Origin of the sequence: Streptococcus pseudopneumoniae (assembly GCF_001072375.1) — a bacterium.
GTDB classification, from domain to species: domain Bacteria; phylum Bacillota; class Bacilli; order Lactobacillales; family Streptococcaceae; genus Streptococcus; species Streptococcus pseudopneumoniae_L.
The window spans coordinates 1-26528 of the sequence record NZ_JVKV01000097.1 but is presented as its reverse complement, the minus strand read 5'-3'; the positions used below and the strand labels follow the sequence as shown (position 1 = coordinate 26528).

The following is a 26528-nucleotide window of genomic DNA, read 5'->3' as shown; positions in this document are numbered from 1 at the left end:
GAGGTTGGAAACAGCTTCCAACCTCCTAAATATTACAATTCTACTTTTGCAACTGCTGTTTTAGCTGCAAGAGAACCTGTTTGTTCTAATTTAACTGATTTGATCGCGTCACCATTTGTGAAGACAACCACAGTTGTAGTTTCACGACCAGCTTCACGGATTGCACCCAAGTCAGCTGTGACAAGAAGATCACCAGCAGCAACCTGTTGTCCTTCAGTAACACGAACTGTAAATGGTTTTCCTTCAAGACTTACTGTGTCCAAACCAATGTGAACAAGTACTTCAAGGCCTGCTTCAGTTACAAGACCAAGAGCGTGTTTAGTTGGGAAGATGCTTGACACAGTACCTGATACTGGAGATACAATGTTTCCGTTTGCTGGTTCCACTGCAAATCCATCACCCATCATTTTTTGTGCGAATACAGGATCCTTCACTTGGTCCAATTCAATCACTTGACCGTCAGCAACTGAGTATACTTCTTCAGTCACACCTTTGTATACAACAGCATCTTGTTGAGCTGCTGCCTTTTGACTTGGAAGAGTTTCAGGAATCACTTCACCTGAGTCAAGAAGGTCTTGAATATCTGATTTCAAAACGTCAGCTTTAGGTCCGTAGATAGCTTGGACACCTTGTCCTTTCATGACAAGTCCCATAGCTCCTTCAGCTTTCCATTGTTCCTCTGTTCCAACTTTTTCAGCGTCTTTTACAGTAACACGAAGGCGAGTCATACATGCGTCCACATCAACGATGTTAGCACGTCCACCAAGAAGGTTAATGATGTTAACAGCTTGAGAAGCTTCTGCAACTTTTGACTCACCAGAAGCAGCAGATTCTGATGAACCTTCAGCAGTTTCGTAGTTTCCGTTACGTCCTGGAGTAGCATAGTTGAATTTTTGAATCATGAAGTTGGCGATAAAGTACATGATAACTGCAAATAGTGCTGTTACCCAGATAAAGTTAATGATATCCATACCAAGACCAGCATTGATAGCTAGTGGAGTACGAGTCAAGAATTCAATTGAACCGAATGAGTGCACACGAAGGTGAACAATATCAGCCATAGCAAAGGCAGCACCTTGAACAACAGCGTAGACAAGGTAAAGAGGTGTTGCAACGAACATGAACATATATTCAATTGGCTCAGTAACACCTGTCAAGAAAGTTGCAAGAGCTGTCGCAATCATCATACCTTTGTATTGGTGTTTCTTGTCTGCTTCAACATTACGGTAAATAGCAGCAGCCACACCCATCAAAATACCGAATGAACCAATCATTTGTCCAACTTTGAAACGAGCTGGATGAACTGTATCTAGCAATGTTTGGTATTGACTAGCATCAGTACCTTTAAGGTTTACAAGGTCTGTTACCCATGCAAGCCAAAGTGGATCTTGTCCAAATACTTGAGTGCCTTTTGCTGCACCAGTTAAAATATCGTAAGTACCACCAAGAGCTGTATAGTTCATTGGGATAGTCAACATGTGGTGAAGACCAAATGGCAAGAGCAAGCGTTCCAAAGTACCATATAAGAATGGTGCAAGTACTGGTGCTGTTTCTTGTGAATTGGCAATCCAGATACCGAAGTTGTTGATACCTGTCTGAATCAGTGGCCAGAAAGCTGAAAGAAGAATTGCAGCGATTGCTGAGCGAAGAATAACTACAAATGGTACAAAACGTTTCCCGTTAAAGAATGAAAGTGCATCAGGAAGTTTACGGAAGTTGTAGTATTTGTTAAAAGCAGTCGCTCCAACAAAACCTGAGATAATCCCTACAAATACCCCCATGTTAAGCGCTGGTGCCTCAAGTACGCTAATGAAGTAATCAGAAACCTTGATAGATCCACCAAAGATTGTTGAAACCATAGCGTTAGGATCCTTCAACATATCCCCTGATACACCGAAGATTGTACCAGTGATACGGTTAATAAGGATAAATGCAAGACCTGCCGCAAAAGCACCACCAGCACGTTCCTTAGCCCAGCTTCCTCCAATAGCAAGGGCAAACAAAATATGAAGGTTACCGATAACACCCCAACCAATTTGCTCTAGTACGCCACCAGTAATAACTAGGGGAGCAAGGTTTGGGTCAATCATTGCAAGTGACTTACCGATTGAAATCATCAATCCAGCCGCTGGCATAACAGCGATAACCACCATTAGAGCCTTACCGAATTTCTGCCAAAACTCGAAAGACAAGACATTTTTGAATGTATCTTTCATCATTCAAATCTCCTTTATATTTATTCGGCAAACGTTTTACGAAAACGTTTGCGCATGTTTATGTTTTAATTTTACCACTTTTTATTTTTTTGTAAAGGCTTTTATAAAAAAAATTTGACTTTTTCTTTCGCTTCACTTTCTGGTAGGCTATCTCTTACTGACCATTTTTGAGTTTACTGCCATTTTTTGTTATAATATTAGCTATGAAATCCTATAATACCTTGAATGATTATTATCGAAATTTATTCGGAGAAAAAACTTTTAAAGTTCCTATTGATGCTGGCTTTGACTGTCCAAACCGTGATGGAACTGTAGCACATGGGGGCTGTACTTTTTGTACGGTTTCTGGTTCTGGAGACGCAATCGTTGCTCCTGATGCCCCTATTCGCGAACAATTTTATAAGGAAATTGACTTTATGCATCGTAAGTGGCCAGATGTCAAAAAATATCTGGTTTATTTTCAAAACTTTACCAATACCCATGAAAAATTGGAAGTGATTCGCGAACGCTATGAACAAGCTATCAACGAACCTGGGGTTGTCGGTATCAACATCGGAACACGCCCAGACTGTTTACCCGACGAGACTATCCAATATTTGGCCGAATTGTCGGAACGCATGCATGTCACCGTAGAGTTAGGCTTACAAACTACTTATGAAGAAACTTCAGAATTGATTAACCGCGCCCACTCCTATGAACTCTACGTAGATACAGTCAAACGACTTCGGAAGTATCCGAAGATCGAGATTGTTGCCCATTTGATCAATGGTTTGCCCGGTGAAACTCATGAAATGATGGTGGAAAACGTTCAGCGTTGTGTAAGGGACAATGATATCCAAGGGATTAAACTTCACCTACTTCACCTCATGACCAACACTCGAATGCAAAGGGATTATCATGAAGGTCGTTTGCAACTCATGAGTCAGGATGAATATGTCAAGGTCATCTGTGATCAACTAGAAATTATTCCCAAGCATATCGTTATCCATCGGATTACGGGTGATGCGCCTAGGGATATGTTGATTGGTCCTATGTGGAGTCTCAATAAATGGGAAGTTCTAAATAGCATTGAGGCTGAAATGAGACGACGCGGTAGCGTCCAAGGATGCAAGGCTGTAAAACAGGAGTTTATGAATGAAAAGACCACTTGAAATGGCGCATGATTTTCTTGCCCAAGTCATCACCCAAGAGGATATTGTCGTTGATGCGACCATGGGAAATGGCCATGATACCCTTTTTCTAGCTCAGTTAGCTAAACAAGTCTATGCTTTCGATATACAGGAACAAGCTCTGGAAAAAACTAGTCAACGCCTACAAGAAGCTGGTTTGGCCAATGCAGAATTAATCCTACAAGGCCATGAGACTGTGGACCAATTTGTAGGCGAAGTCAAGGCAGCTATCTTTAATCTAGGTTATCTTCCTTCTGCTGATAAAAGCATTATCACTCAACCCCATACAACCCTTGAGGCACTAGACAAACTCTGTCAATTGCTTGTTAAGGGTGGACGAATAGCCATCATGATTTATTACGGGCATGAAGGCGGAGATATAGAACGGGATGCAGTCATGGATTTTGTCAGTCACTTACCACAACAAGAATATACTGCTACGATCTATCGCACTCTCAACCAAATCAACAATCCACCGTTTTTAGTCATGATTGAAAAATTAGAAAGGTATCGCCATGGATAAACAATACCTACGAGATAAAATAGAAGGTCTTCGCCAAAAATTCGTTGAATCAACCCAACATGAACGAGCAGTTGGTATGTTAGATGAAGCTCATATGAGCAAGAAGATGTTAAAAATCAAGAAAAAAATGATAACACTTGAAATGGAGCGCTGTCAAAAGAAAATTGAGCACAAGGATTGCTCGAAGATTGATCAAAAAATCCAAGAACAAAAGGAACTTTTTGAAGCTTGTCGAAAACAAAAATAAGGAGGTAGAAGATGGATTTACTGTTTTATCTCTTGATATTTTTACTTGTTCTCATTGTTTCTAGTACGACCAATAAACTGCTTCCCTTTTTACCCATGCCCCTGATTCAGATTTTGCTGGGGATTGGGATTGGTCTGTGCTTACCGAATAACCAGTATCACCTAGACACTGAGTTGTTTCTAGCTTTGGTAATCGGCCCGCTCCTCTTTCGCGAGGCTCAAGAAGCAGATGTAACCTCTATATTAAAACACTGGAAAATTGTTCTATACCTTATTTTCCCTGTTATCTTTGTATCAACATTGAGTATGGGAGGCCTTGCCCATGTCCTTTGGATTGGCTTACCATTAGCTGCTTGCGTTGCAGTCGGAGCTGCACTTGGTCCTACTGACCTGGTTGCCTTTGCTTCCCTTTCTGAACGATTTACATTTCCAAAACGAATTTCAAATATCTTAAAAGGGGAAGGACTCCTTAATGATGCTTCTGGGCTAATTGCCTTTCGTGTTGCTCTCATCGCATGGACAACGGGAACCTTTTCAATCGCTCAAGCAGGAATTTCCCTAGCTATTTCCATCGTTGGAGGGTTTGCAGTCGGCTTTATAACAGCCTTAATCAATCGTTTCCTCCATACTTTTCTACTCAGTGTTCGAGCTACTGATATAGCCAGTGAACTTCTGTTAGATCTCAGTTTACCACTTTTAACATTCTTCATAGCTGAAGAGATTCACGTTTCTGGAATTATCGCAGTCGTTGTCGCTGGTATTTTAAAAGCCAGTCGCTTTAAAAAGATAAATCTTCTCGAAGCTCAAGTGGATACAGTGACTGAAACCGTTTGGCACACTGTAACCTTTATGCTCAATGGTTCTGTCTTCGTACTGTTAGGAATGGAACTGGAAATGATTGCGGAGCCGATTCTTAAGAGTGCTTTTTATAACAATGTGCTTCTTCTCGTCACAGTCTTTCTTTTAACCTTCCTACTCTTTGCCATCCGCTTTGTGATGATTTACGGCTTTTACGCGTTTCGAATAAAGAAACTTCAAAAAAGCCTCCACAAGTATGTCAAAGATATGCTCCTTCTAACATTTTCTGGAGTTAAGGGAACTGTTTCTATTGCCACCATCCTCTTGATACCGTCTAACTTAGAGCAGGAATATCCGCTCCTTCTCTTCCTCGTAGCTGGTGTAACCCTGGTCAGTTTTCTGACAGGATTATTGGTCTTGCCACACCTTTCTGAAGAGCAAGAGCCATCTAAGGATCATCTCATGCACATCGCTATCCTAAATGATGTTGCCATGGAGTTAGAGAGAGATTTGGAACATACTAAAAACAAGGTTCCTCTCTATGCTGCGATTGATAACTATCATGGACGGATTGAAAATCTCATTCTAAGTCAAGAAAATAAAGAAATCCAAGAAGACTGGGAAGCTCTGAAACTCTTGATTCTCAGTATCGAGAACGATGGTTTGGAACAGGCTTATGAAGAAGGAAAAATCGGTGAAAGAGGTTATCGTGTTTATCAACGCTACTTGAAAAGCATGGAGAAAAATATTAAGCGAAACTTTGCTTCTCGCCTAACCTATTACTTCCTTGTTTCTATACGGATTGTGCGTTTTCTCCTTCATGAGTTGCTCACATTTGGAAAAACCTTTCGTTCTTGGAGAGACAAGGAAAACCAAAGACTTCTTGCCATCGATTATGATCAGATTGCAGAGCTCTATCTAGCCAACACTGAAATCATCATCGAAAGTTTAGAAAACCTCAAAGGGATTTATAAGAGTTCTCTGATCAGCTTCATGCAGGAATCGCGTCTCCGTGAAACCAGTCATATTACCAGTGGTGCCTTTGTGGAACGGGTTATCAATCGGATCAAACCCAATAATATCGATGAAATGCTCAGAGGCTACTATCTAGAACGTAAGTCCATCTTTGAATACGAGAAACAAAAACTCATTTCAGCCCAGTATGCTAAAAAACTGAGACAAAATGTGAACAACCTAGAAACTTATTCTCTAAAAGAATCAGCCAACACACTGCCTTATGATATGATGGAATTAGTTCGCAGAAATTAAGATTTAGGTTACTATTGTGGAGGATTATGCAATGAAAAAGTTGTGGAAACAACTAACTAATAGGCCTTTATTAAAAGCTTTTTTACACTACTATCATGTTTCAGATATTGAATTAACCAGTGTAGCTGTGGCTTATTATTGGTTGATTTCAATCTTCCCTTTACTTATGATAGCCGTCAATATCTTGCCTTATTTTCAAATTCCAATCTCTGATTTCTTGATTACACTAAAGGAATTTTTACCAGATACGATCTATGATGTAGTAGCAAAGATTGTCAGAGAAGTTCTGACTCAACCATCGACAGGTTTACTGAGCTTTGCTATCTTATCAGCTCTTTGGACTTTCTCCAAATCCATGAATTTTCTTCAAAAGGCTTTTAATAAAGCCTATGGAATCGCAAAAAATAGAGGAATTATCTCACATCAGCTGATGAGCCTCTTAGTTAGCTTTGGACTTCAAATTCTTTTTGCGCTTGCTTTATTCCTCAGTATGTTTGGCCATATGCTATTGGATTTGCTTAAAAACTACTGGAAATCCGAGAGTGCTCTGTTTTCTTATCTACAAGATTTTACAGGACCTCTGATTTATGCCTTTCTTTTTGCAATCGTAATCATGCTCTATTATTTCCTACCAAATGTTAAAGTAAGTAAGATTCGCTACGTCATACCTGGAAGTCTCTTTGTACTAGTTACAACGATTGCTTTATTAAACATCTTTGCAGCTTATTTCAACAATTATGTCAATTATCTCGTTGACGTCAGATTTTTCAGTTCAATCGTCGTCGTTGTCATGATGTTCTGGTTCATTATCATTGCCAAGATATTAATTATCGGTGCCGTCATCAATGCCAGTGTTCAAAGCCTTAAGGATCCAGACTTTAAAGCAAATCAATAATTTTTATCGATTAATACTCAATGAAAATCAAAGAGCAAACTAGGAAGCGAGCCACAGGTTGCTCAAAACACCGTTTTGAGGTTGTGGATAGAACTGACGAAGGCAGCTCAAAATACTATTTTGAGGTTGTAGATGGAAGCTGACGTGGTTTGAAGAGATTTTCGAAGAGTATAAACAAATCAATCCCCCAGTCATTTAATACTGGGGGATTTTTGAATTAGTTACTTTATTGTCCATTCGTTAGGGCTTGCAATTCTGTTTTTAGATATTGAGCCAAATGTTGGTGGGCAAAAATATTGGCATTCTTTTCTGCGGTAGGATTGTAGTTTGTGTTGGTATTTACATCATAAACATAAATGTCACCACTCTCTGATTGAACCCATTCAATCGCCGCAACTTCAATCTTAGCATTTTTTAGGAAGTTTTCATAAGCTTCTCTTCGGTCATCTGGTAGAGGTTCTGTAATCTGGAATTTCTCAGACGTTTCCAGTTGCTCTGGTCTCTTACCGATTTGGCAACCATCTGCTGGGCACAGTTGGAAACCATCTGAAGAATCGATTGAAACAGTATAAAGGAACTTCTGGTTGATAAACTCTGAACGACGGATACGTCCATCACTTGGTTTGATGTAGGCTTGTAACAAGGTAATCCCATCAACTGATGGTTCAAAAAGGGGACTATTGACATACGCTGCCAGTTCCTCTTCATTTTGGAAGAGTTGAACGCCTAATCCCTTACCTGCTCGATTGTGCTTGGTAATCAAAGGATAGATGTTCAATTTTCTTGCTGCTTCAATGATATTTTCTTGGCCCAGAACTGCAACTGTCGCAGGAGTCTCAATGCCTGACTCGTTTAACTTCAAATATTGTTTGATTTTACTGATTTCAAGGTTGATAGCACCTGTTCCATTCACAACCTTGCGTCCATGCGCCTCCAACCAAGTAATCACCTGCTCTGTAAATTCTGGTGCATAGCGATGTCCTCTGGTGTGAGAAGACGCAGACATACGATTGTAGAAGATACCTTGTGGTGGTGGACTTTGAAGGTCCAATATCCCACTAGATAAATCCCACAGTTCATAAGGGACTTCTAGTTCTTCCAACCATTTGACCAAATGCTGGGTCCATTCAAGATTCTCATGAATCACATAAACTTTTGCTTCACTCATTACTTATCATCTCCTTAAGAAAAGCTGACTGATAGTTGGCTTTCCTTTTCTTCTTCTAAAATATTTCCTTCTGTTTTTTCAATAACGCTGACTGTTAAGATTTGACCCAAAACATTGATCATAGTACGGCCAGCATTGACAAAGAAATCAACTGCAAAGATCAAGGCTACTCCTTCAACTGGCAAGCCCAGTTGAGGTGCTGCAGCTAATAGAACCACGATAGCTCCTGATGGTACGGTTGCCGCAGTTTTTCCAATCAAGGTCAAAAGCAAAACAGTAAACAAGAGACTTGATAAAGAAAATTGAATGCCGTAGGCATGCGCAATAAAGATTGTCGCTACTGAGAAGTAAACCGCTGCTCCCTCTAAGTTAAAAGTATATCCTAAAGGAACAACTAAATCAATTGTATGCTCATCATGTCCCTGTTTTTTCAAATCTTTAAGAAGGGATGGCAAGACAACACTAGAACTACCCGTAACAAAAGCCAGTGTCAAGAGACTCCAATTTTCACGAAAGGCTGACAAATACGGTACTTTAAAGAATAAAGCGATCAAAGGGAAAATAAGCAGAACCAATACAGCATAAGCCAAGTAAGTTCCGATTACAAATTGACCAAGACCAATCAATTTATCAAGGCCAGTAGTTGCAACATCTTTAGCGATAAATCCAAAAATTCCAATCGGTGATAGTTTGATAATTACTGCAACAATCTTGTAAATGGCTTCAATCCAGATTTGGAAACCTTCTATAATCTTCTGAGATTTATCAGTCTTAAGATTCCCAATTCCGTAACCAAGAAAGATGGCAAAAACGATAATTGGCAATAGAGCGCCATCTGAAAGAGATTTAACGATATTTGATGGAATGAAACCAAGCAAAAATTCGCTGAACTTGACATTGTTAGCAATCCCATCAAGGTTTCCACCAGTTTGACCGATATTCACTCCTTGACCAAATCCTAAATAGTAACTAGCAAATACAAACAAAAGAGTAATGGCAGTTGTTACGGCAAAAAAGTAAACCAAACTCTTGGTCAAGATTTTTCCGAAAGATTTTTTTCCGATAACTCCAGCTACTGCAACAACGATGGTTGGGAAGATTAGCGGAATGATAACCATATTGATCAATTTAATAAAGGCTTGACCTAAAAATTGATAAAAGCCTGCAAATTGTGGCCAGATAAGGGCAGCGATAACACCCAAGACCAAAGCCACCAATAATTGAATACCTAGTGAGAGTTTTGACCATAACGTAACTAATTTCATAAGAAACTCCTTTGTTTTATTTGATACTCATTCTACTACTATTCTTTCTTTCTGACTAATATATATTTTCTATGGTCACCATAAAAAAGATTTATATTGAGAGTTCAAACTATCATCGTACCGAACAAATGATTCATTCTATTCAAGCAGGAATTATAAAATCTGTTTCTTACCAATGATTTTTTGCTAAAACAGTGATAAATCAAGGAATTTACTTTTCTATTCTCAAAATTTTATGATACAATAATGGTATGATTTTAATGAAACTTGCTTCCATCTTGCTTTTGGTACTAACCTTGGCTCTGGCGATTATTTTAAGCAGACTCTTTAAGTTAAAGAAAAGGGGCATCAATGCTGCTGATTTAGCTTTTCCTTTTCTAATATTTGAATATTATTTGATTACGGCTAAGATGTTTACACACAATCAACTTCCCGTATTGGGAATAGCCTTATCAATACTAGCAATTGTGTTAGTCTTTTTCTTCTTAAACAAAAGACGTAGCTTTTATTATCCCAAATTTATTAAATTCTTTTGGCGAGCTGGATTTTTACTAACACTGCTCATCTATATCATCATGATTGTTCAAATTTTCGTGATGAAATAGTCAACTATTACAATATAGCCCACCAACACCTCGATCTTGCTTTCTAGATATTCCTAAGAGGGGCTTTTCTAATGAGATTTTAAAAAAGATTATAAAAAATGTATAGGAGATTAATCAAGTGAAAAAAACGCTCTTGGCAAGCGCCATTACGCTTTCAGTATTTGGTCTAACAACCAACCTTAGCTATGCTGAGGAAAACAAAGTACAGTCAACCCCAGTAGAAACAACACACAGTGAAACCTCTACTGACAAAGTGGAGAAAAACAGTCTCCCAGCTAAGGAAGCTGAACCTTCAACTGAAGCAAATGCCAATCAAACGACAAATCCAGCTAAGAAAGAAGAAGACAAGGCACCAGAAATTCAAAAAGAAGGTTGGGTATTAGAGGAAAATATCTGGCGCTTCTATGAAAATAATGCCCCTGTTCTTAACTGGAAAAAAATCCACGGGAAATGGTACTACTTCAACAAAGATGGCATCATGTTGAGCGATACTATTTTTGACGGATATATCCTTACTAGTAGCGGGGCCATGGTCGATTCTGGTTGGAGTAAACTCCAAGATAAATGGTATTACGCTAACGCTTATGGAAAAATTTCTCAACAAAAATGGGAAAAGATCGGTGGTGTCTGGTACTATTTTGATCAAGACGGTGTCATGCTCAGCAACACAATTTTTGACGACTATCTGTTTACCAATAGTGGGGTCATGGCTGAGAATTCTTGGGCCAAGCAAGATGGACAATGGTACTATGCACTTGCTTCTGGTAAATTAATCAAAAATAAGTGGGACAAAATTGGTGGTACCTGGTACTACTTTAACAAAGATGCTACTATGGCAAGTAACCAGTGGCAAGGTAGTTACTACCTAAAAGCTAGCGGAGCCATGGCTGAAAAAGAATGGATTTTCGATAAAAACTATGATAGCTGGTTCTACTTGAAATCTGGTGGTGCTTACGCAGAACGTGAATGGATTGGCTCCTACTACCTCAAGGCAGGTGGCTACATGGCTAAGAGCGAATGGATTGACGACAGCTACTATAAAGCCCGCTACTATGTGGATGAAAATGGAGTCTATGTTACAGGGACCCATAAAATCGATGGACAAACTCATCAATTCCAAAGCAATGGTAAATGGATTGGTGAAACTTCTGTAAGTCGTGGTTTTGAAAAGGGGAAATATAACAATATTATCTTCCTAGATCCAGGCCATGGTGGTAAAGATCCCGGTGCATCTTATTATAACATCACCGAAAAAGAACTGAATATGCAAGTTTACCAAAAGCTTCGCAAGGAGCTTGAAGGCCTCGGCTATACTGTTCTTTCTTCAAGAGACAGTGATGTCTTTGTAGACTTTGTCACCGAACGTTCAAGAATGGTTAATAAGACTGACTCAGATATCTTTATTAGTATTCACTTCAATGCTAGTGGTAATCCAGCTTCAAATAGAGCTGGAATCCAGACTTATTCTTATGAAGAAGCTGCTGGTTATCCTTCTAAAATCAATCCGTACTGGCATAACCACCCTGACCGAATCAGTGAAAGTAATCGCCTCGCGGCAGATATCCACTCTTCACTACTAGCTGAAACTGGTGCTAAGGATGCCGGTCGTCTACGAAGTAGTTTTGCTGTCCTTCGAGAAACTGATAAACCAGCCGTTCTATTGGAATTGGGCTATATTGACAATTTCAACGAGAATCAACAAGTCCGCAGTGATGCCTACCAAAACAGATTAGTTGCAGGTATCGTTAAGGGAATTCAAAAATATTACGCAGGTCAGTAAAGAAAAAATCTCGAGAAAATCTCGAGATTTTTTTGTATTATTTTTCTTACTTATTGGCTTCAGGAAAAAGAAATCCAATTCCAACGCAAGCCAAGACTCCAGCACCGATAACCAAACCGCTTGAAAGTGGCAAGATATCAAGAATGGCATTGGCGATGATAAAGGCAATCATCAAGCTCATGAGACTGGCCTTGTAATCTTTTTTCACCAAATTCTCAAGGGTAAAAAATAGGAATAAACCTACTGGAAAGAGGGCCCAGATATTGACATCCAAACTTGGCCATCCAACAAAACCAAAATACAAAACTGCTACTGCAACGACTAAAAATCCGATACCTACTACTTTTTTCATGATACGACCTCATTTTCTATTTTGTTAGGAAGTTTTATCTCCCTTTAACAATTACAACTATAACAGAAATAAAAATCGCAAACAATAGCTTTTGTCTATGTGGCAGATATGATAGACTATGTGGTCAGAATTTTTCTAAAAAAGAAGCCATTGCTGGCTTCTTTTCATTCATTTTTCATTTTTCTTTAGACTCTAAAGCTGATTTGATGGCATCACGATCAGCTTTCAATTTCGCTAAATTCTTCTCTTCTGATTCTAATTGGCTCGTATCTGGTTTAACGCGATAGTAAACATTTTCTGGATGCATCAACATTCCTTCATATTGTTGTCCTGCAAAGAGTCTATCCTCAGTGTGATTGGAATTGTCTGTTATTTTACCATCACCACCAGGTTCCATGACAACAGCACTTGGTACAACGACTACCACAAACCCTCCCGCCTGAGAACCTTTTGCCCAAGCACCAAGGGCTACTGTTTCTGGGTTGCGATCATTCTGACTTTTTGATACTTTCAATTCAACAATAGACTCATGCTTTTGATCATTGTATATCCAAGAAGATTGGACTTCCCCTGAATCATTAATGATATATTCATTACCAGACTGTGTCCGCCAAGTACCCTCTAAACTTGATAAATCATTATTTCTGAGGGCTTCAATATCTAATTTGAGAACAGAAGCTTCTTTTTTTAATTGACTAACATGCTGCTCCGCTTCTGAGATCTTGGTATCCAAATCAGCCAATTGCTCCTTTAGCTTTTGAATTTCCTCTTCCTTTACCTTATCCTTATCATCCTCTTTCCCCTGACTTTTTGTCGTCTCTTCAGTCTTAGATGAGGAAGAAGTTTGATTTGCTTCTTGCTTGAGATTAGGTGAATTTAAAAAGATGCTAGCAACAATGATTATAACTAGAGCTGTTATGGCAAGACCGATATACATTTTTATATTATTAATTGTAGAAAGGGTTTCTGCCAATCTAGATGAAGTTCCTTTTCGACCATGGGTCTTCTCAACATGTTTTATCCGTTCTTTCTTTTTCATGATACTCCTCCTCATTTTGATGAGTATTGATGATTCTAATAAACTAATATAATATTTATTTTATTGCTCTTTCTTATGCCGATTGCAGGGATCGAACCTGTGACCTTCGCGTTACGAATGCGGTGCTCTACCAACTGAGCTAAATCGGCGATTCCACTTATAGTATAGCACTATAAGAAAGGATGTCAAGGGATTCTTAACCCATCTTTTTAATCAAAATCTGACAAGGATTTTGAGGCCCCCAAAGTTGTGGAAAAATCTCTAATTTTTTAAAGCCAAGACTGCGATAAAAGACATTTGTTCGATCATAATCTTTATTAGAGCCTTCTGCTACTGTTTTCACTTGTAAATAATCAACGTTTTTGCGTGCTTCACTTTCTAAAGCAGCAAGCAATTGATTCCCAATCCCTCTACCTTGATGAGCTTTTTTTACACCGAGACAATCAATCTCAGCGCAATCTTCACTAGAATAGGACAAGCTTACAAAGCCAAGCAAATCACTCTCCTGAAAGGCGGCCCACACTTGCAAGTCCTTGGCTCCTTCGATGTAGGCTTGCGTGCTTTCTGGTATTCCAAACCATTCTGGCAAATCCTTTAAAACCTCAGCGACAACTGCCATTTTTGGCTCTTCATCCTTGACTTCTTTAATTACAATCATCATAAGTTCCTTTCTTTATTTTACTCTTACTTTAGCTCTTACGAACCTGCACTTTCGTAGGCATCCAAGCCCCTGTCCCAGAGTTTCAAAGAAATGACAAAGAAGACAAGGGAAATCAGAATCAAACCACCAATGTTAAAGAGCCCGTCTTTGTCCTGCAAGAAATAGCTGGCAGGATAGTAGGCTGTAAAGGCGAAAGGTACGATAAAGCTAATCAACCAACGAAGAAGGGAATTGTAAATGGAAATCGGGTACTTAGCAAAGTCATTAAACATATAAAAAATGTAAATCATAGCGCCTGACTGCTTGGTCCAAAAAGCAATACTGGCTGTTGCAATTTTCAAGGAAGTATAAATCAAGGTCGCAAAAGGAATACAGACTAGGAAAAGCAGGAATTTGGGAAGAGTCCAAGCAATGCTAGTCGCCGTTGTCGCTAGTAAGATTCCACCGACTAAAAGTTCGCCCAAGGCATCAATCTGAAAGGTCTCAACGAGGATGTGAAAGAGAGGATTGATAGGACGAGTCAGATACTTGTCAAACTCCCCTTTTCGAACTAGTCGTTGACCTAAAGCCCAGAGATTGTCAAAAAAGAGATGATCTAATCCCTTTGGAATTAAGGAAAATCCATAGATAAAGGCAATTTCTTGAAAGGTCCAACCTTCTAGCGAGGGGATGTGTTGAAAGATGACATTGAGAAACAAGAGGTTCAGGCCTTGAGTGAGAAAGACTCCCAAGACACCAACCACAAAATCAACCTTGTATTCCATGATTTGTTTGATGTACTGTCTGATAAAAATCAGATGCATGCGTTGATATTTTTTCATACTAACCTCCCTGAATGGTGATAAATGACTGGACTCGTTTCCAAATCAACTGAGACAAGCCCACCATCACTATAAGCCAGAAAAGCTGAAGCAAAAGTGCTTGAAGAATCTGACTGGCATCGTATTTCCCAACAATAATCATGACCGGAGTGTAAATTAAGGATGAAAATGGCAATAAGGAGAGAATATCTGAAACGATTTTCGGAAAGAAAGCCAAGGGAATTAAACTGCCAGACATAAAGGCCACTATTGAAGTCTTGAGTAGATTGGAACCCCATAAATTTTTAAATACAAACGCTGAAAATCCAAAGCAGATATTAAAGAAAAAGTTAATCAGATAAGCCAGGGTTAAGCTAAAGAGATAAAGGACAGTTAATCCCAGCACTTCTACAATACCTTGCCCAGACAAGATTTTCATCAAAACAATGACACTTAAAAATGGCAGTCCAACAGAGATAAAAATCAACCACTTGGAACCAAGCTCCGTAAAGAGGTAAGAAGCCGTAAAATGCACTGGTCGCAACAAGCGCATGATAATGGAACCATCCTTGACCTCATCACCAATCATAAAGGAAGAATCCGACCTAGTCAGAAGATTAGTCACAAAACTCATGATGATGTAGAGAGTGATATCTGCCATACTGAATCCCTGAATCAAAGACTCTTGCGAAGAATCAAAGACAGCCTTCCAGAGATAAAAAGTCACAAAAGCACCCATGACATCGCCAATCCGATAGAGAATAAAGTTGACTCGATAGCTAATCAACTCCTGAACTCCTGCATTGATAAAGGGTTTATAACGTCTCCACAATTTGACCATCTTAGAGCTCCTTTCGATAGAAGCGACGGATAATATCTTCAATATCCGTATCCACCATCTTCAAATCACGGACTTCAAAATCAGATAGGGTTTGCTTGATAATATCAGCTGACTGGTAGCGGGAACTATCAAATTCAATGTTGAGGCTATTCCCCTGTCTATCAATAATCATATCAGGCAGGCCTTCATAGTGAGAGACGAGATGACTTTGACCTGGTAGCAGGTCAAAGGAGAGAGTCTTCATCTTGCCAAAGGTTTCCTTGAGCTGGCTCACCGTTCCATCAAAAATCTCTTTCCCCTTATCAATCATAAAAATCCGATCACAGAGTTGCTCAATATCGCTCAGGTCGTGAGTGGTCAAGAGAATGGTTGTTTCTTCCTCTTGATTGATCTGAGTAATGGCTCGACGAATGTTATCCTTGACCGAAACGTCCAAGCCAATGGTCGGCTCATCTAAAAAGAGAACCTTGGGATTGTGAAGCAAGGAAGCCGCAATATCCGCCCGCATCCGTTGACCCAGTGAAAGAGTCCGCACAGGATCCTTGATAAATTCCTTCAAATCCAAAACTTCATTCAAAAAGTCCATACGCTTATGGAAGAGCGAGTCTGGCACATCATAAATCTCTTTTAAAACCGTGTAGGTCTCTTGCAGGGCCAGATCCCACCATAGCTGGGTGCGTTGTCCGAAAACGACTCCAATATCCTTGACATAATCTTGGCGATTGTCCTGCGGAATCTTGCCGTTAATCCGACAAAAGCCAGATGTGGGTTTTAAAATCCCTGTCAGCATTTTGATCGTTGTCGACTTCCCAGCACCATTTGCCCCGATAAATCCTAAAATCTGCCCTTTTGGAACTTCAAAAGTCAAATCCTTGACCGCTTCAAAGGTCTGCTTTTCAGGATGAATAAAGGAGCGCAAGGCTCCCTTCAAGCCCGGTTCCTTAACAGTCTTCACAAAATTTTTCTGAAGATGTTCCACTTCTATCATTGCCATATCTATCTCCCTATCGTAAGAAACAACATTGTATTTTTGACTACAAATATTCTAAATCCTTACTTTCTACACTTTCTCATTATTATTACAGAAGGCTTTATACCAACCTATTATAGTCCAATAAAAAAAGGAATGCAAGCGTTTGCTTATAGATTATGAATTTAGAGATTTCTCTCTTATAATAATGCTTTTGAAACAGAAATTCTGGTTCAATAGTTTCCTTAAGATACACAAAAACCTGCCTTCTTTTTCAACATAAGGAAAGAAAGCCCTAATAACACCCTGTTATAGTGCAAATGTCTAAGGAAAACAAGTGTTAATTTATATCGAAAATTTTTATCTCTAAGAAAAGATAAAAAGGTGATACTTCATCACCTCCCTCTACCAAGTTAAGTCTTCAATCATGCTTCTTACTTGTGAATCAAGGGTCTTATTCTTCTTCAGTTCTCCAACTAAAGTCTGAATCTGCCGGACTAGATTTGGATCATTGTCATTATAGCATCGATGAAGCATCCAGATGTTATGCACAGTTGGACTTTTTAGAACTGACTCCATCAATAATTCCTCATAGCCTTGATGATAAAATCGCTCCACAAAGTGAACCAACTCACCTGGAGCCCCAAAATCTATTTCTGGATGCTTGGAAATAAAGTCTAAGATGGGGTCAACCAAATCAAAGGGTTGAGGGTAAGCCTCCATGGCATCTACAATCTCGTCTGCCAACTCAAATTCTTGGTCTTCAGTAATTGCATCATGCAAAGCAACTAACATATCATCTTTAGTAAGCATCTGATTCTCCTTGTTTTCTTTTCTAGATCACACCAGATTCGTTTTCGAACTTCTTCTTCACTCATCAAACCTTGTTCGTAAGTAGTTTTCCAACTCCTTTTGGGATAAATCACTAGGAAGTTCAAACACATGCTCATAGCCTTCATCACAAAAGGAAACCTTTAGATTGGACGGGAACCACTGACGAAGCCAGATGATATAGGAGGCATAATCTTGTAACCTGTTCGTTGAATCAAAGTAATCAATCACAAAAACATTTTTCTTGCTAGTCAGTGAACTTTCCAAAGTAAGCTGAGGACTTTGATAATCCCAAGAAAGCGAGTAAGCTTTTTCAGGATTCGTGCTTTCTCTGATCAAAATACCTGGGAATTTTTCTCTCAAAGCAGTACAAAAGGCTTGTAAATCTAGGAATTTGGGGTCTTTACTCTCAATAAAGACAAAATCAGCAGTACTCATCAGTCTCTCTCCTTCTTTTTAAAACTGAAAACAGACCTTAACCATCAATGGCAAAATTCTCCAAACTATCAAATGCTTGCCCCTGATAGTCAAAAGAAAAGATATGAATATCATCAAAAGTTTGATCACAAAAAGTAACAGTTTGTCTTTCTGGCTCTATGATGGGTTTGCCCAACTTTTCAGTAGCTTCTTCATCTGTGAAATACCCATAAAATTCTTGTAAATGAGGCAGTATAAATGCAAGAATACGGTAAAGATTTTTATGGTAATTGACTGCAAGCAACTGAGCTTCCATCTCAAAATTTCCACTTGGTTTTTCTTCCCAAGCTACAAGAACATCATCTACTTCATGTATGTATGCTTGCAAGGACTGATCGAATATCATGGCTATTTTTCCTTTCTATTCTATTTACAATAACAGAAAACAAAAATCACATAGATTGAGCTAAATGATTACCTAAAAGTATCTGGCATCATTCTTTTCACACTCTCATCTTTGTCAACTAGAAAACAATCTGGAAAGGTCATCTGTTCCCATTTTTTATAATCAAAACTTGAATCAAAATGATTGATTAAAATTCCTAGCAAATTTCCATGAGAACTCAGTAAAATGGTTTTATCTGAATATCTTTCTTCCAAGTCCTCTAACAAATCTAATATTCTCTTCAATGCTTCTCTATTAGACTCGCCTCCAATAAGAGATTTATCTGGATTTTGCCATAAATATTGAATTGTTTTTTCAAACTCAGTATCTTCAATAAATCTTGAGGATAATGTTCTTTCACGTAAACGATTATCAAGTACTATCTTATCAAATTGAACGGGAGAACTATTTACTGTCTCAAAAGCTCGCTTATAAGGGCTTGAAATAAAGTAATCTATTTTACAAGCATTTAAAAACTCCAACTGTTCAAGAGAAGAAAATCCTTTTTCCGACAATGTTCTATTAAAATCATCACTCGAGAATCTTGAATGAGCATGTCTAAGTACAATATAAGTGTTCTTCATAAAATGTCACCTCTCAATTATTGGCATCAGTTCAAAATAACTTTCTAAATCACAGTTACTCTGTTAAAAATTCTTCAATTCGAGAAACAAGTTCATTATTTTGATAATGATAGAGGTCATGTGGTGCATCCATATAGATGACTTGAACATTAGACTGTTCACTAGCAAATGTCTCTGCATAATGCTGCCATTCTGATTGGCTAAAACTAGTGCCTTCACCGTTAGACACCAGTAATAAGGTGGGAATTTTCAGATTGATGCTTGAAGGAACTTTCTTGGCATTTTCCTTTACCGTTTGGGATTCATGAAGCATGGCATTTGACATCAACTGCTTATAAGCTAAAAGTTTATATTGTTGTCGTTCACTTTCTGTCAGAGTTTGATTTTTTATATAAAAGGCCTCAGGGAAATAGCGTAATAAACCAATCTTGCTGCTCCAATAGGCCACGGTAAGCAAGGCTTGATTGATCTTTAAATCCTCATAACTTGACGGCAGTGCCCAATCCAGACCAATCAAGGCTTTCACTTCATCTGGATACTTCTCTTGCCAAGCTAGACTCTCTAGACTAGCCATTGAATGTGATATGATGATAAATGGACCTGAAAGATTAGCCTGTGACAAGGCTTGACGAGTTTCAGAAAGAACCTGCATCACATCTCTGGATTGATTACTATCCTCACTATAACCATAGCCAGCCCGCTCCACGATGACTACCTTATATTTTTTTGATAAGGAATCCGACACATTCTTAAAGTCCAAGATCGGGGAAGCAATTCCAGCACCGGATAAAACTACTATGGTTTCTGGACCATCCCCCTCAACGTAAACATTGATTTTGTGCCCATTAACGAGAACAGTTTTACCCATAGGAGTTAGGGAAGCTTGTTCCTTTTCTAAGCTGATACGATGAAAGATAAATGTCCCTACTAAAAAAAAGATAAGGAAACAAAGAAGGACAAGGGCTGATTTTTTCAGTACTTTCATAGCATTATTGTACAAAAATTAGACTCTTTTAGCAACTTTAGGATGGTTCTTCTAGTCTATAACCTCTATAAATCCAACACAAAAAACCCACCCAATGGGCAGGTTCTTTCAGTATAGTTCAGCTAGATTAAGCTTTACCTTCTGAACCGAATACGTCGATACGTTCTTCAACTGATGCTTGGATAGCTTTTACACCGTCAGCCAAGAATTTACGTGGGTCGAAGAGTTTTTTCTTGTCGTATTCTGCTTCGTTTGCTTCGTAGTCACGAGCAAATTTACGAGTTGCGTTAGCGAATGCGATTTGGCATTCAGTGTTAACGTTAACTTTAGCAACACCAAGTTTGATAGCTGCTTGGATTTGGTCATCAGGAATACCTGATCCACCGTGCAATACGATTGGGAATCCTGGTACAGCTTCAGTCAATTTTTGCAAGTGGTCAAGGTGAAGACCTTTCCAGTTTGCTGGGTAAGGACCGTGGATGTTACCGATACCAGCTGCCAAGAAGTCGATACCAGTTGCAACCATTGCTTTAGCGTCTTCAATTGGAGCCAATTCACCATCACCGATGATTCCGTCTTCTTCACCACCGATAGTTCCAACTTCAGCTTCTACTGATACACCATTTGCGTGAGCAAATTCTACAACTTTACGAGCTTTTTCAAGGTTTTCTTCAACTGGAAGGTGTGAACCGTCAAACATAACTGAAGTATAACCAACTTGAATACACTCAAGTGCATCTTCGTAGTGACCGTGGTCAAGGTGGATAGCTACTGGTACAGTGATACCCATTGATTCAACAAGGTTAGCGATCAAGTTGCGAGCAACTTTGTAACCACCCATGTATTTAGCAGCACCCATTGAAGTTTGGATCAAAACTGGAGCTTTTTTAGCTTCTGCTGCGCGCAAGATAGCTTGAGTCCACTCAAGGTTGTTTGTGTTAAATCCACCAACTGCATAACCGTTGTCACGAGCTGCTTGGACAAATTTTTCTGCTGAAACGATTGCCATTTTATCAGGCCTCCTGTATATTTTTATGGGACATCCCATTTACATTGTTCATTTTATCACTTTTTAGCAAAAAAAGCTAGTTTTTCCCGTAGTTTCGATTGAATTTCTTCTATTTTTAGATATGTAAACCTTTTCCCACTTGGTCTAATCCTTGTTCTGAGGCAGGTTCATGTAAAATAGCAAGTGGTCGTTATATCTTTCGAAACGATAGTCGATTTCTTCATTTTCTAATAAACTTTTGACTACGAAGAGTCCCAATCCAGCTCCCTTACTTTGTCGACTAGAAGCCGTAAAGGATTGTTCAAATTTATCTTGTTCCTCAAGTGTACAACTATTCTCAATAAATATCCAGCCATCCTTATCACCGATTTTGAGATAGCCACCTTGGATAGAATGCTTCACCGCATTACTGATAAGATTTGAAAGAATCAGCTTGAGTACAGAAGAATTTAGATAAGTTTGTTGGTTAGTCAGTTGATTGTCTACAGTGATTTCTCTCTCTTTGGCTAATAAGTCATAGTCCTGCAATAGGAGATTTGTCATCTCCAGAAGGTTGATTTCTTCCTTCTTATCTCGCAATTCATGCACTGAAGAAAGGGATAGGATTTGCTGAACATGATGATTCAAATCATCTACGATACCCAAAGAAACTCCCAGGTAATAGTCACGGTCTTTGTAGCGTCCAATATTGGCTTGCATATTTTCCAGAAGGATTTTTAGACTAGCTAGAGGTGTTTTCAGTTCATGGGAAGCTCCTCGTAAAAACTCCACCTTCATCTTTTCTAACTGGAGTATGGCCTCGTTTTTCTCATGTAAGTCCTCAATAACCGTCAAAAGATGCTGATAGAGGCTATTGATTTGCTCCTTGAGATCACCAATTTCATCCTTAGAATCCACGCGCAGTCGTACTTCTGCATCCAAATCCATCATTCGCCGAGTTACTCGCTTGATTTCCAATATTGGAGCTACAATGTTTCTCGCATAGATATATGCAATCAGGAGTGAAATCAGAAAGGAAGCTAATAGAGTATAGGGTAGAAATTGTAGACTGATATCTTCTGCTTCTTTCTGCAGATCCATAGAAGCAATAAACTGTATAGTCAAGGTCTGACCATCCTTAGATTGGACTTCTCTTTCCTCAATGACCAAGGAAGCCGTCTGTCGATCTTTATCAATGGGAAGATTATCCTTGACCTCCAACTTATCCTGGGTCATTTCACCCTTGATGGTTCCCTTTATATCACTACTTTGAGAATAAAGTTCAAGGACTTCCTGGATAGTTTGACTGTCTTTTCCTTGGAGGGTTTGAGCAATTTCTGTTGCCTTCTGTCCGATACTTTCCTGACGGTGACTGAGATAGGTTGAAGGAAAGAGGAAATAAATGGCCAAATGCAAACAAATGACTAAGGTAGAAAATACCGAGAAGGTATAGATAAAAATCTTTTTAAATAAACCTGAACGTCTCATTTTCTCTCCAATTTATAACCAACATTGCGCACGGTAAGAATACAATCTAGATCCAATTTTTTTCGTAGTTCCTTGATATAGACATCGATCACTCTGTCAAAAGGAACCTCATCTGTCATCTTCCAAACAGCATCGATAATCTGAGACCGAGTTAAGGCTCGACCTTCATTTTTAACCAGATAGTCTAAGATTTCTAGCTCTTTTGCATTCACAGGAACATTTTGGCCGGCCACTGTGGCACTATAACTGTCAAAATCGACCTTGGTATCCTTATAGGTAAAGCTACGACCTGCATCATAATAACGTTTAAAGATAGCATCCACTCGAACCTTCAACAACGATAGAGAAAAAGGCTTTTCCAAATAACCATCTGCTAATGCAGCAAAGGCACTCATCTTATATTCTTCGTCCTGAAAGGCTGTCAACATCAAGACCGGAACTTGGCTGCTTTTACGGATTTCTGACAAAACCTCTAAACCATTGAGTTTGGGCATTTGGATATCTAAGAGAACCAAGGCAACTTGGTGATTGGAAAATTGTTCTAAGGCCTCAAGGCCATCTGCTGCCTGAATGGTTTCATAGCCACAATCCGTCAAGTAATCACTAATTCCCTCGCGGATCATGTCTTCATCTTCTACAATTAGAATTTTCATATAAATCCTTTTCTATCAAAAATGCTACCTATATTATATCTCATTTGAGTGAGAATAGGTAGCAGGTTTTTTATTCACTATCCAACAAGAGTTCTTTTGGTTGTTTAAAGAGGAGATTGCTTGAAGCAAGTGCCATAACTAGTACCACTAGAACTAATCCAAGAACAAAAACGATAGCAAAGTCTGATGGTTGAATGGAAATATCAAGACTAGAAAGTGTTTTGCTAAAGCCGTCCACTTCTGCTCCACCACCGAGATTGGAAGCTTGTGCAGCCTTACTTGCCTGCTTGGCCACATCTGATGTGACATTGGCAAGAACTGTATTTCCAATAGCACGCGCTGTATAGTTGGCTAGGAAGTAGGCTGAAATGAGAGCTGGAATAGCAATCATAACTGCTTCTGTGATAAATTGACCTAGAATACTTACTTGTTTAAGACCAATGGAAAGGAGAATTCCAACCTCTTTACGACGGGCGTTAATCCATAGTGTCAGTAAGAGAGCAAGTAGAAGAACAGAGAAGCTCAAGCTACCCCAGAAAAGCAGATTAGCCATCTTGTACATGCCTGAGATCGATTGTTCAAGGGCAGGATAGTTAGAGGAACTCTTAATCAAGCTATACATCTTCCAGTTGATACCGTTGATAGACCCTAGTTCTTGCATGACAGTATCTAGGTTCTTATCTCCAGCCACAAAGAAGGTAGCATCGCCATAAATAGCGGTATCTTCTGTATAACCATAGAGTTGGGCTGCTGTGTGAATATCTGTGATAGCTGTATTCTCATAAAGTTCTTGTGAGTAGGTTACAGCAGATTTGTTATGTCCATCAAAAAGTCCTTTGATCGTTACTTCTACTGTTTCCTTGGCTCCTTTTTCATTATCTGCATCGTAGATATTGGAGTTCAGTTTAACCTTATCTCCTACTTTCCAACCGTGTTTAGCAGCCAGGTCTTTATGCATGAGAATCTGGTGTTTATCATCATTTGTTAAGTGCTCACCTTCAACAAGTTTGTAAGAACCTGATACAAACTTGTCTTCTTTAGAAGAGTCATTGACACCAGTTATCATCAAGCTACTTCCAAAACGTTGAGCTCGATCAGCCGTCAGATTTTTCTTGGTTTCAGGTGTTTCAATCAGTTCATAACCAGTTAAATCACCGATAGCATTGATGCGTTTGATGTAGGATTCAATGGCCTTATTCTCGGTAATTTTTTTGATATCCTCACCCTTGATATTCCCTGCACCACGTGGCGTCCCTTGGTTAACTCTGCGGTTGATTTGCATGGAAAAACTATTGGTGATATTTTTAAAGGTTTCTTGAGAAGCCTTGGCTGTCGCACCCTTGATAGACAAGCCGACCAAACTCAAACTAGCCATCAAGAGAATGATCAGAAAGATCACAAGCGACTTAAACATTTTTCTTGTGACATAGGCAAATGCGTTGTGTAACATAAGATTCCTTTCTAGATTTACTTTGCTTATATATTTAAAAGTTTTAGTTACTATTTCTTCTTGTTTCAGTCAGCTTTTTATCCTTCAATTCCAGTGTAATATCTGACGCCTGTGCTACTTCCTTACTGTGAGTCACAACAATCACACACTTACCTGTTTTCTCAGCTAGGGATTTAAGCAAATCAATGATATCTCCGGCAGTCTTCGGATCTAGGTTTCCTGTTGGCTCATCAGCTAGAATCACTGGAGCTTCTGATGCCAGACTACGAGCAATGGCAACACGTTGTTGTTGCCCACCTGATAATTGAAGAACATTCCGCTTAATCTGACTTTCATCTAAACCAAGTTCAAGAAGAGTCTCCTTGCTGGCCTTTTTATTGACCAAGCGGATATTTTCCAATGGAGAAAGATAATCAATCAAGTTATAGTTTTGGAAAACCAGCGAGATATGGTGCATACGGTGATAAGAATAACCTTGTTCACGAATATCTTTTCCCTCAAACTTAATAGCACCTTCGACTGGGCTATCAAGTCCTGCTAAGAGAGACAAGAGCGTAGACTTCCCTGCTCCTGATTCTCCAATGATGCTATAAAATTTCCCTGGTTCAAAATCGTAATTGATTTTATACAAAACTGCTTCTGCAGTGTTTTTATAACGATACGTAAGATCTTGTAATTGTAGTAAAGTCATGATTTCTCCTTCATTAACTAATAGATGATAAAATTTCCTTAGGTGATTTTCTAAATAAAAAGATAAAACAAAGTGCAACTGACAAGCAGCTAATTATAAGTAGGAAAATATAAGATTCTCCAAATGATAGAAGACTTGTTGTAAGATTCGTTGCCTTTGCCAGAGTATCTTGTAGTGCAGCTTGGTCACCGCTTGCTAGTACAGTCTTCAAGAGATAGGAAGTGATGACATTCCCAGCCACAAATGCAGGTAGAATAGCTGCCACTGAAACCAAGATGACTTCCAGGCAGAATTGGCTAAAGATTGCTCCTTTTCCCTTCCCTAGTGCCAATAAAATACCAACCTCGTAAATACGCTCTCGTAACCAAAGGGACAAGACCAAGACTAGCGCTCCTACACCAGCAATCATCATGCCATAGAGGAAAATTTGTAAGAAGGTTTGGAAGGTCGAAACTGAATCCTTGATTTGTTCAAACGCCTTATTTTCCTTTTCAACTTGATAATCTTTAGTTTCCAGAGATAATTTTTCAACTTCTTGAATGATGCTGTCCATCTCTTTTGGATTTTCTAGATAGAAACGAGCGGCAGTTACTTGAGCTTCCTTATTTCCAAGAAGAGTTTGGCTACTTTCATAGTCTGTATAGACCGTGTTTTCACTAAAGTCTGAGCTAAGACCAGTAAATTTCTCTTGTTTTTTACCTGAGAAAATACCGACTATTTCAAACTCAAGAGTTTTTCCACTACCATTTTCTACTTGACCAGGATTTAAGCTAATCTTATCTCCTAGCTTTAGATTGTTTTTCTTAGCTAAATCTTCGTGGATTAAGATTTTTTTACTATCCCCTTTTTCGATATGCCTTCCTTCTTTAAGGGTAAAGGCGGAACTTGTAAAGGAAACATCCTTGGAAGAATCTTTCAAAGCCATTAAACTGATAAGATTTTTTTCAGCCTCTGTCAAATCATCCCTTTGGATACTTTGTTCTCCAGTAACGACTTCTTTGTCAGTCAACTTAGCTATTGTCTCAAGCTCTGGGGAAATCTCCTCAAGACCTTTTATCTTTTTAAGCTCGTCTAGTTGAGACAGTTGAAAGGTCTGATCTGCTTCTATTCTTTTAATCGAAAAAGATGTATTCAATGAGCGATAGAGATTATTTTCTACTGTTTTGTTGGACTTCATGAGCGTCAAACAAGCCGATATTCCAGCCAATAAGACAAATAGAATCAAGAATAAAATGAGACTTCTCAGTCGTTTTCTGCTGACGTAAGCCCAAGCTCTTTGAGTGGGATTCATATAGCACCTCCATATTTGTAAGACTATTATAATATCCAAATATGAAATGTTTATGAAATCACAAAAAAAAAGAGAGTGGGACAGAAATCGGTAATTCGTTAGAATTCG

Annotated in this window: 27 protein-coding genes and 1 tRNA gene; 7 read left to right on the top strand and 21 right to left on the bottom strand. The window is 38.9% G+C overall.

The window, feature by feature from the left end:
• Positions 1-32: 32 nt before the first annotated feature.
• Complete coding sequence (locus ADH31_RS07610; protein WP_150114538.1) at positions 33-2219, bottom strand: PTS transporter subunit IIBC; 2187 nt, start codon at positions 2217-2219, stop codon at positions 33-35.
• Positions 2220-2419: 200 nt separating this feature from the next.
• Between ADH31_RS07610 and ADH31_RS07605 the strand changes: the two genes are divergently transcribed.
• The 5 genes from ADH31_RS07605 to ADH31_RS07585 are packed head-to-tail and all read left to right on the top strand — an operon-like array spanning position 2420 to position 7116.
• Positions 2420-3367, top strand: coding sequence for a TIGR01212 family radical SAM protein (locus ADH31_RS07605; RefSeq protein ID WP_049509924.1), 948 nt, complete (start codon positions 2420-2422; stop codon positions 3365-3367).
• Positions 3351-3908, top strand: coding sequence for a tRNA (mnm(5)s(2)U34)-methyltransferase (locus ADH31_RS07600; RefSeq protein ID WP_049504212.1), 558 nt, complete (start codon positions 3351-3353; stop codon positions 3906-3908). Before ADH31_RS07605 ends, ADH31_RS07600 begins: the two co-directional genes overlap by 17 nt.
• The gene (locus tag ADH31_RS07595; RefSeq protein WP_049504211.1) at positions 3901-4155 is read left to right on the top strand and encodes a hypothetical protein; all 255 of its coding nucleotides are present in this window, start codon (positions 3901-3903) and stop codon (positions 4153-4155) included. The genes ADH31_RS07600 and ADH31_RS07595 overlap by 8 nt, the downstream gene beginning before the upstream one ends.
• A gap of 11 nt (positions 4156-4166) precedes the next feature.
• A complete protein-coding gene (locus ADH31_RS07590) occupies positions 4167-6221 on the top strand; it encodes a cation:proton antiporter (protein WP_049509923.1) in 2055 nt (684 codons plus the stop codon).
• A 31-nt stretch (positions 6222-6252) separates the two neighbouring features.
• Positions 6253-7116, top strand: a complete 864-nt coding sequence (locus ADH31_RS07585) for a YihY/virulence factor BrkB family protein (RefSeq protein ID WP_049509922.1) — start codon at positions 6253-6255, stop codon at positions 7114-7116.
• Between the two features lie 226 nt (positions 7117-7342).
• Here the strand turns inward: ADH31_RS07585 and ADH31_RS07580 are convergent, their stop codons facing one another.
• A complete protein-coding gene (locus ADH31_RS07580) occupies positions 7343-8284 on the bottom strand; it encodes an ATP-grasp domain-containing protein (RefSeq protein WP_049509921.1) in 942 nt (313 codons plus the stop codon).
• A gap of 14 nt (positions 8285-8298) precedes the next feature.
• Positions 8299-9549, bottom strand: coding sequence for a dicarboxylate/amino acid:cation symporter (locus ADH31_RS07575; RefSeq protein ID WP_049509920.1), 1251 nt, complete (start codon positions 9547-9549; stop codon positions 8299-8301).
• 251 nt (positions 9550-9800) lie between these two features.
• On the opposite strand from ADH31_RS07575, the gene ADH31_RS07570 reads away from it, so the two are divergent.
• The gene (locus ADH31_RS07570) at positions 9801-10154 is read left to right on the top strand and encodes a DUF3397 domain-containing protein (RefSeq protein ID WP_065427051.1); all 354 of its coding nucleotides are present in this window, start codon (positions 9801-9803) and stop codon (positions 10152-10154) included.
• Positions 10155-10272: 118 nt separating this feature from the next.
• Complete coding sequence (locus tag ADH31_RS07565) at positions 10273-11934, top strand: N-acetylmuramoyl-L-alanine amidase (protein WP_049509916.1); 1662 nt, start codon at positions 10273-10275, stop codon at positions 11932-11934.
• Between the two features lie 46 nt (positions 11935-11980).
• Here ADH31_RS07565 and ADH31_RS07560 read toward each other — a convergent pair whose 3' ends face one another.
• From ADH31_RS07560 to ADH31_RS07475, 18 genes are all read right to left on the bottom strand, one after another.
• Positions 11981-12286 carry a hypothetical protein gene (locus tag ADH31_RS07560; protein WP_045763829.1) on the bottom strand — a complete coding sequence of 102 codons (306 nt, stop codon included), beginning with the start codon at positions 12284-12286 and terminating at the stop codon, positions 11981-11983.
• A gap of 175 nt (positions 12287-12461) precedes the next feature.
• On the bottom strand, positions 12462-13325 hold the full coding sequence (locus tag ADH31_RS07555) for a DUF6287 domain-containing protein (protein WP_049509914.1): 864 nt from the start codon (positions 13323-13325) through the stop codon (positions 12462-12464).
• 76 nt (positions 13326-13401) lie between these two features.
• A tRNA-Thr gene (locus ADH31_RS07550) sits at positions 13402-13474 on the bottom strand.
• Between the two features lie 47 nt (positions 13475-13521).
• Positions 13522-13983: a GNAT family N-acetyltransferase gene (locus ADH31_RS07545; protein ID WP_049509912.1), complete on the bottom strand. Its 462-nt coding sequence runs from the start codon at positions 13981-13983 to the stop codon at positions 13522-13524.
• Positions 13984-14021: 38 nt separating this feature from the next.
• The gene (locus tag ADH31_RS07540; RefSeq protein ID WP_049509910.1) at positions 14022-14807 is read right to left on the bottom strand and encodes an ABC transporter permease; all 786 of its coding nucleotides are present in this window, start codon (positions 14805-14807) and stop codon (positions 14022-14024) included.
• A gap of 1 nt (position 14808) precedes the next feature.
• The gene (locus ADH31_RS07535) at positions 14809-15627 is read right to left on the bottom strand and encodes an ABC transporter permease (RefSeq protein ID WP_049509909.1); all 819 of its coding nucleotides are present in this window, start codon (positions 15625-15627) and stop codon (positions 14809-14811) included.
• 1 nt (position 15628) lies between these two features.
• Positions 15629-16621 (bottom strand): ABC transporter ATP-binding protein, encoded by a 993-nt coding sequence (locus ADH31_RS07530; RefSeq protein WP_049509907.1) that lies wholly within the window; start codon positions 16619-16621, stop codon positions 15629-15631.
• 381 nt (positions 16622-17002) lie between these two features.
• Positions 17003-17410: a hypothetical protein gene (locus tag ADH31_RS07525; RefSeq protein WP_049509906.1), complete on the bottom strand. Its 408-nt coding sequence runs from the start codon at positions 17408-17410 to the stop codon at positions 17003-17005.
• A 57-nt stretch (positions 17411-17467) separates the two neighbouring features.
• Entirely contained in the window at positions 17468-17866 is a 399-nt protein-coding gene (locus tag ADH31_RS07520) for a hypothetical protein (RefSeq protein ID WP_049509904.1), read from the bottom strand.
• Positions 17867-17903: 37 nt separating this feature from the next.
• Entirely contained in the window at positions 17904-18251 is a 348-nt protein-coding gene (locus ADH31_RS07515) for a hypothetical protein (RefSeq protein ID WP_049509902.1), read from the bottom strand.
• 68 nt (positions 18252-18319) lie between these two features.
• Entirely contained in the window at positions 18320-18874 is a 555-nt protein-coding gene (locus ADH31_RS07510) for a histidine phosphatase family protein (protein WP_049509900.1), read from the bottom strand.
• A 55-nt stretch (positions 18875-18929) separates the two neighbouring features.
• Positions 18930-19859 (bottom strand): alpha/beta hydrolase, encoded by a 930-nt coding sequence (locus ADH31_RS07505; protein WP_049509934.1) that lies wholly within the window; start codon positions 19857-19859, stop codon positions 18930-18932.
• A 127-nt stretch (positions 19860-19986) separates the two neighbouring features.
• Positions 19987-20868: a class II fructose-bisphosphate aldolase gene (locus ADH31_RS07500; RefSeq protein ID WP_001019005.1), complete on the bottom strand. Its 882-nt coding sequence runs from the start codon at positions 20866-20868 to the stop codon at positions 19987-19989.
• A gap of 144 nt (positions 20869-21012) precedes the next feature.
• Positions 21013-22335: a sensor histidine kinase VncS gene (gene vncS / locus ADH31_RS07495; RefSeq protein ID WP_049509898.1), complete on the bottom strand. Its 1323-nt coding sequence runs from the start codon at positions 22333-22335 to the stop codon at positions 21013-21015.
• Positions 22332-22988, bottom strand: a complete 657-nt coding sequence (gene vncR / locus ADH31_RS07490; RefSeq protein ID WP_049509896.1) for a response regulator transcription factor VncR — start codon at positions 22986-22988, stop codon at positions 22332-22334. The genes vncS and vncR overlap by 4 nt, the downstream gene beginning before the upstream one ends.
• Positions 22989-23058: 70 nt before the next feature.
• The gene (gene vex3, locus ADH31_RS07485) at positions 23059-24438 is read right to left on the bottom strand and encodes an ABC transporter permease subunit Vex3 (protein WP_049509895.1); all 1380 of its coding nucleotides are present in this window, start codon (positions 24436-24438) and stop codon (positions 23059-23061) included.
• Between the two features lie 43 nt (positions 24439-24481).
• Positions 24482-25129 (bottom strand): ABC transporter ATP-binding subunit Vex2, encoded by a 648-nt coding sequence (gene vex2 / locus ADH31_RS07480; protein ID WP_049509893.1) that lies wholly within the window; start codon positions 25127-25129, stop codon positions 24482-24484.
• Positions 25130-25142: 13 nt separating this feature from the next.
• Positions 25143-26420, bottom strand: a complete 1278-nt coding sequence (locus tag ADH31_RS07475; RefSeq protein ID WP_049509891.1) for an ABC transporter permease — start codon at positions 26418-26420, stop codon at positions 25143-25145.
• Between the last annotated feature and the right edge of the window lie 108 nt (positions 26421-26528).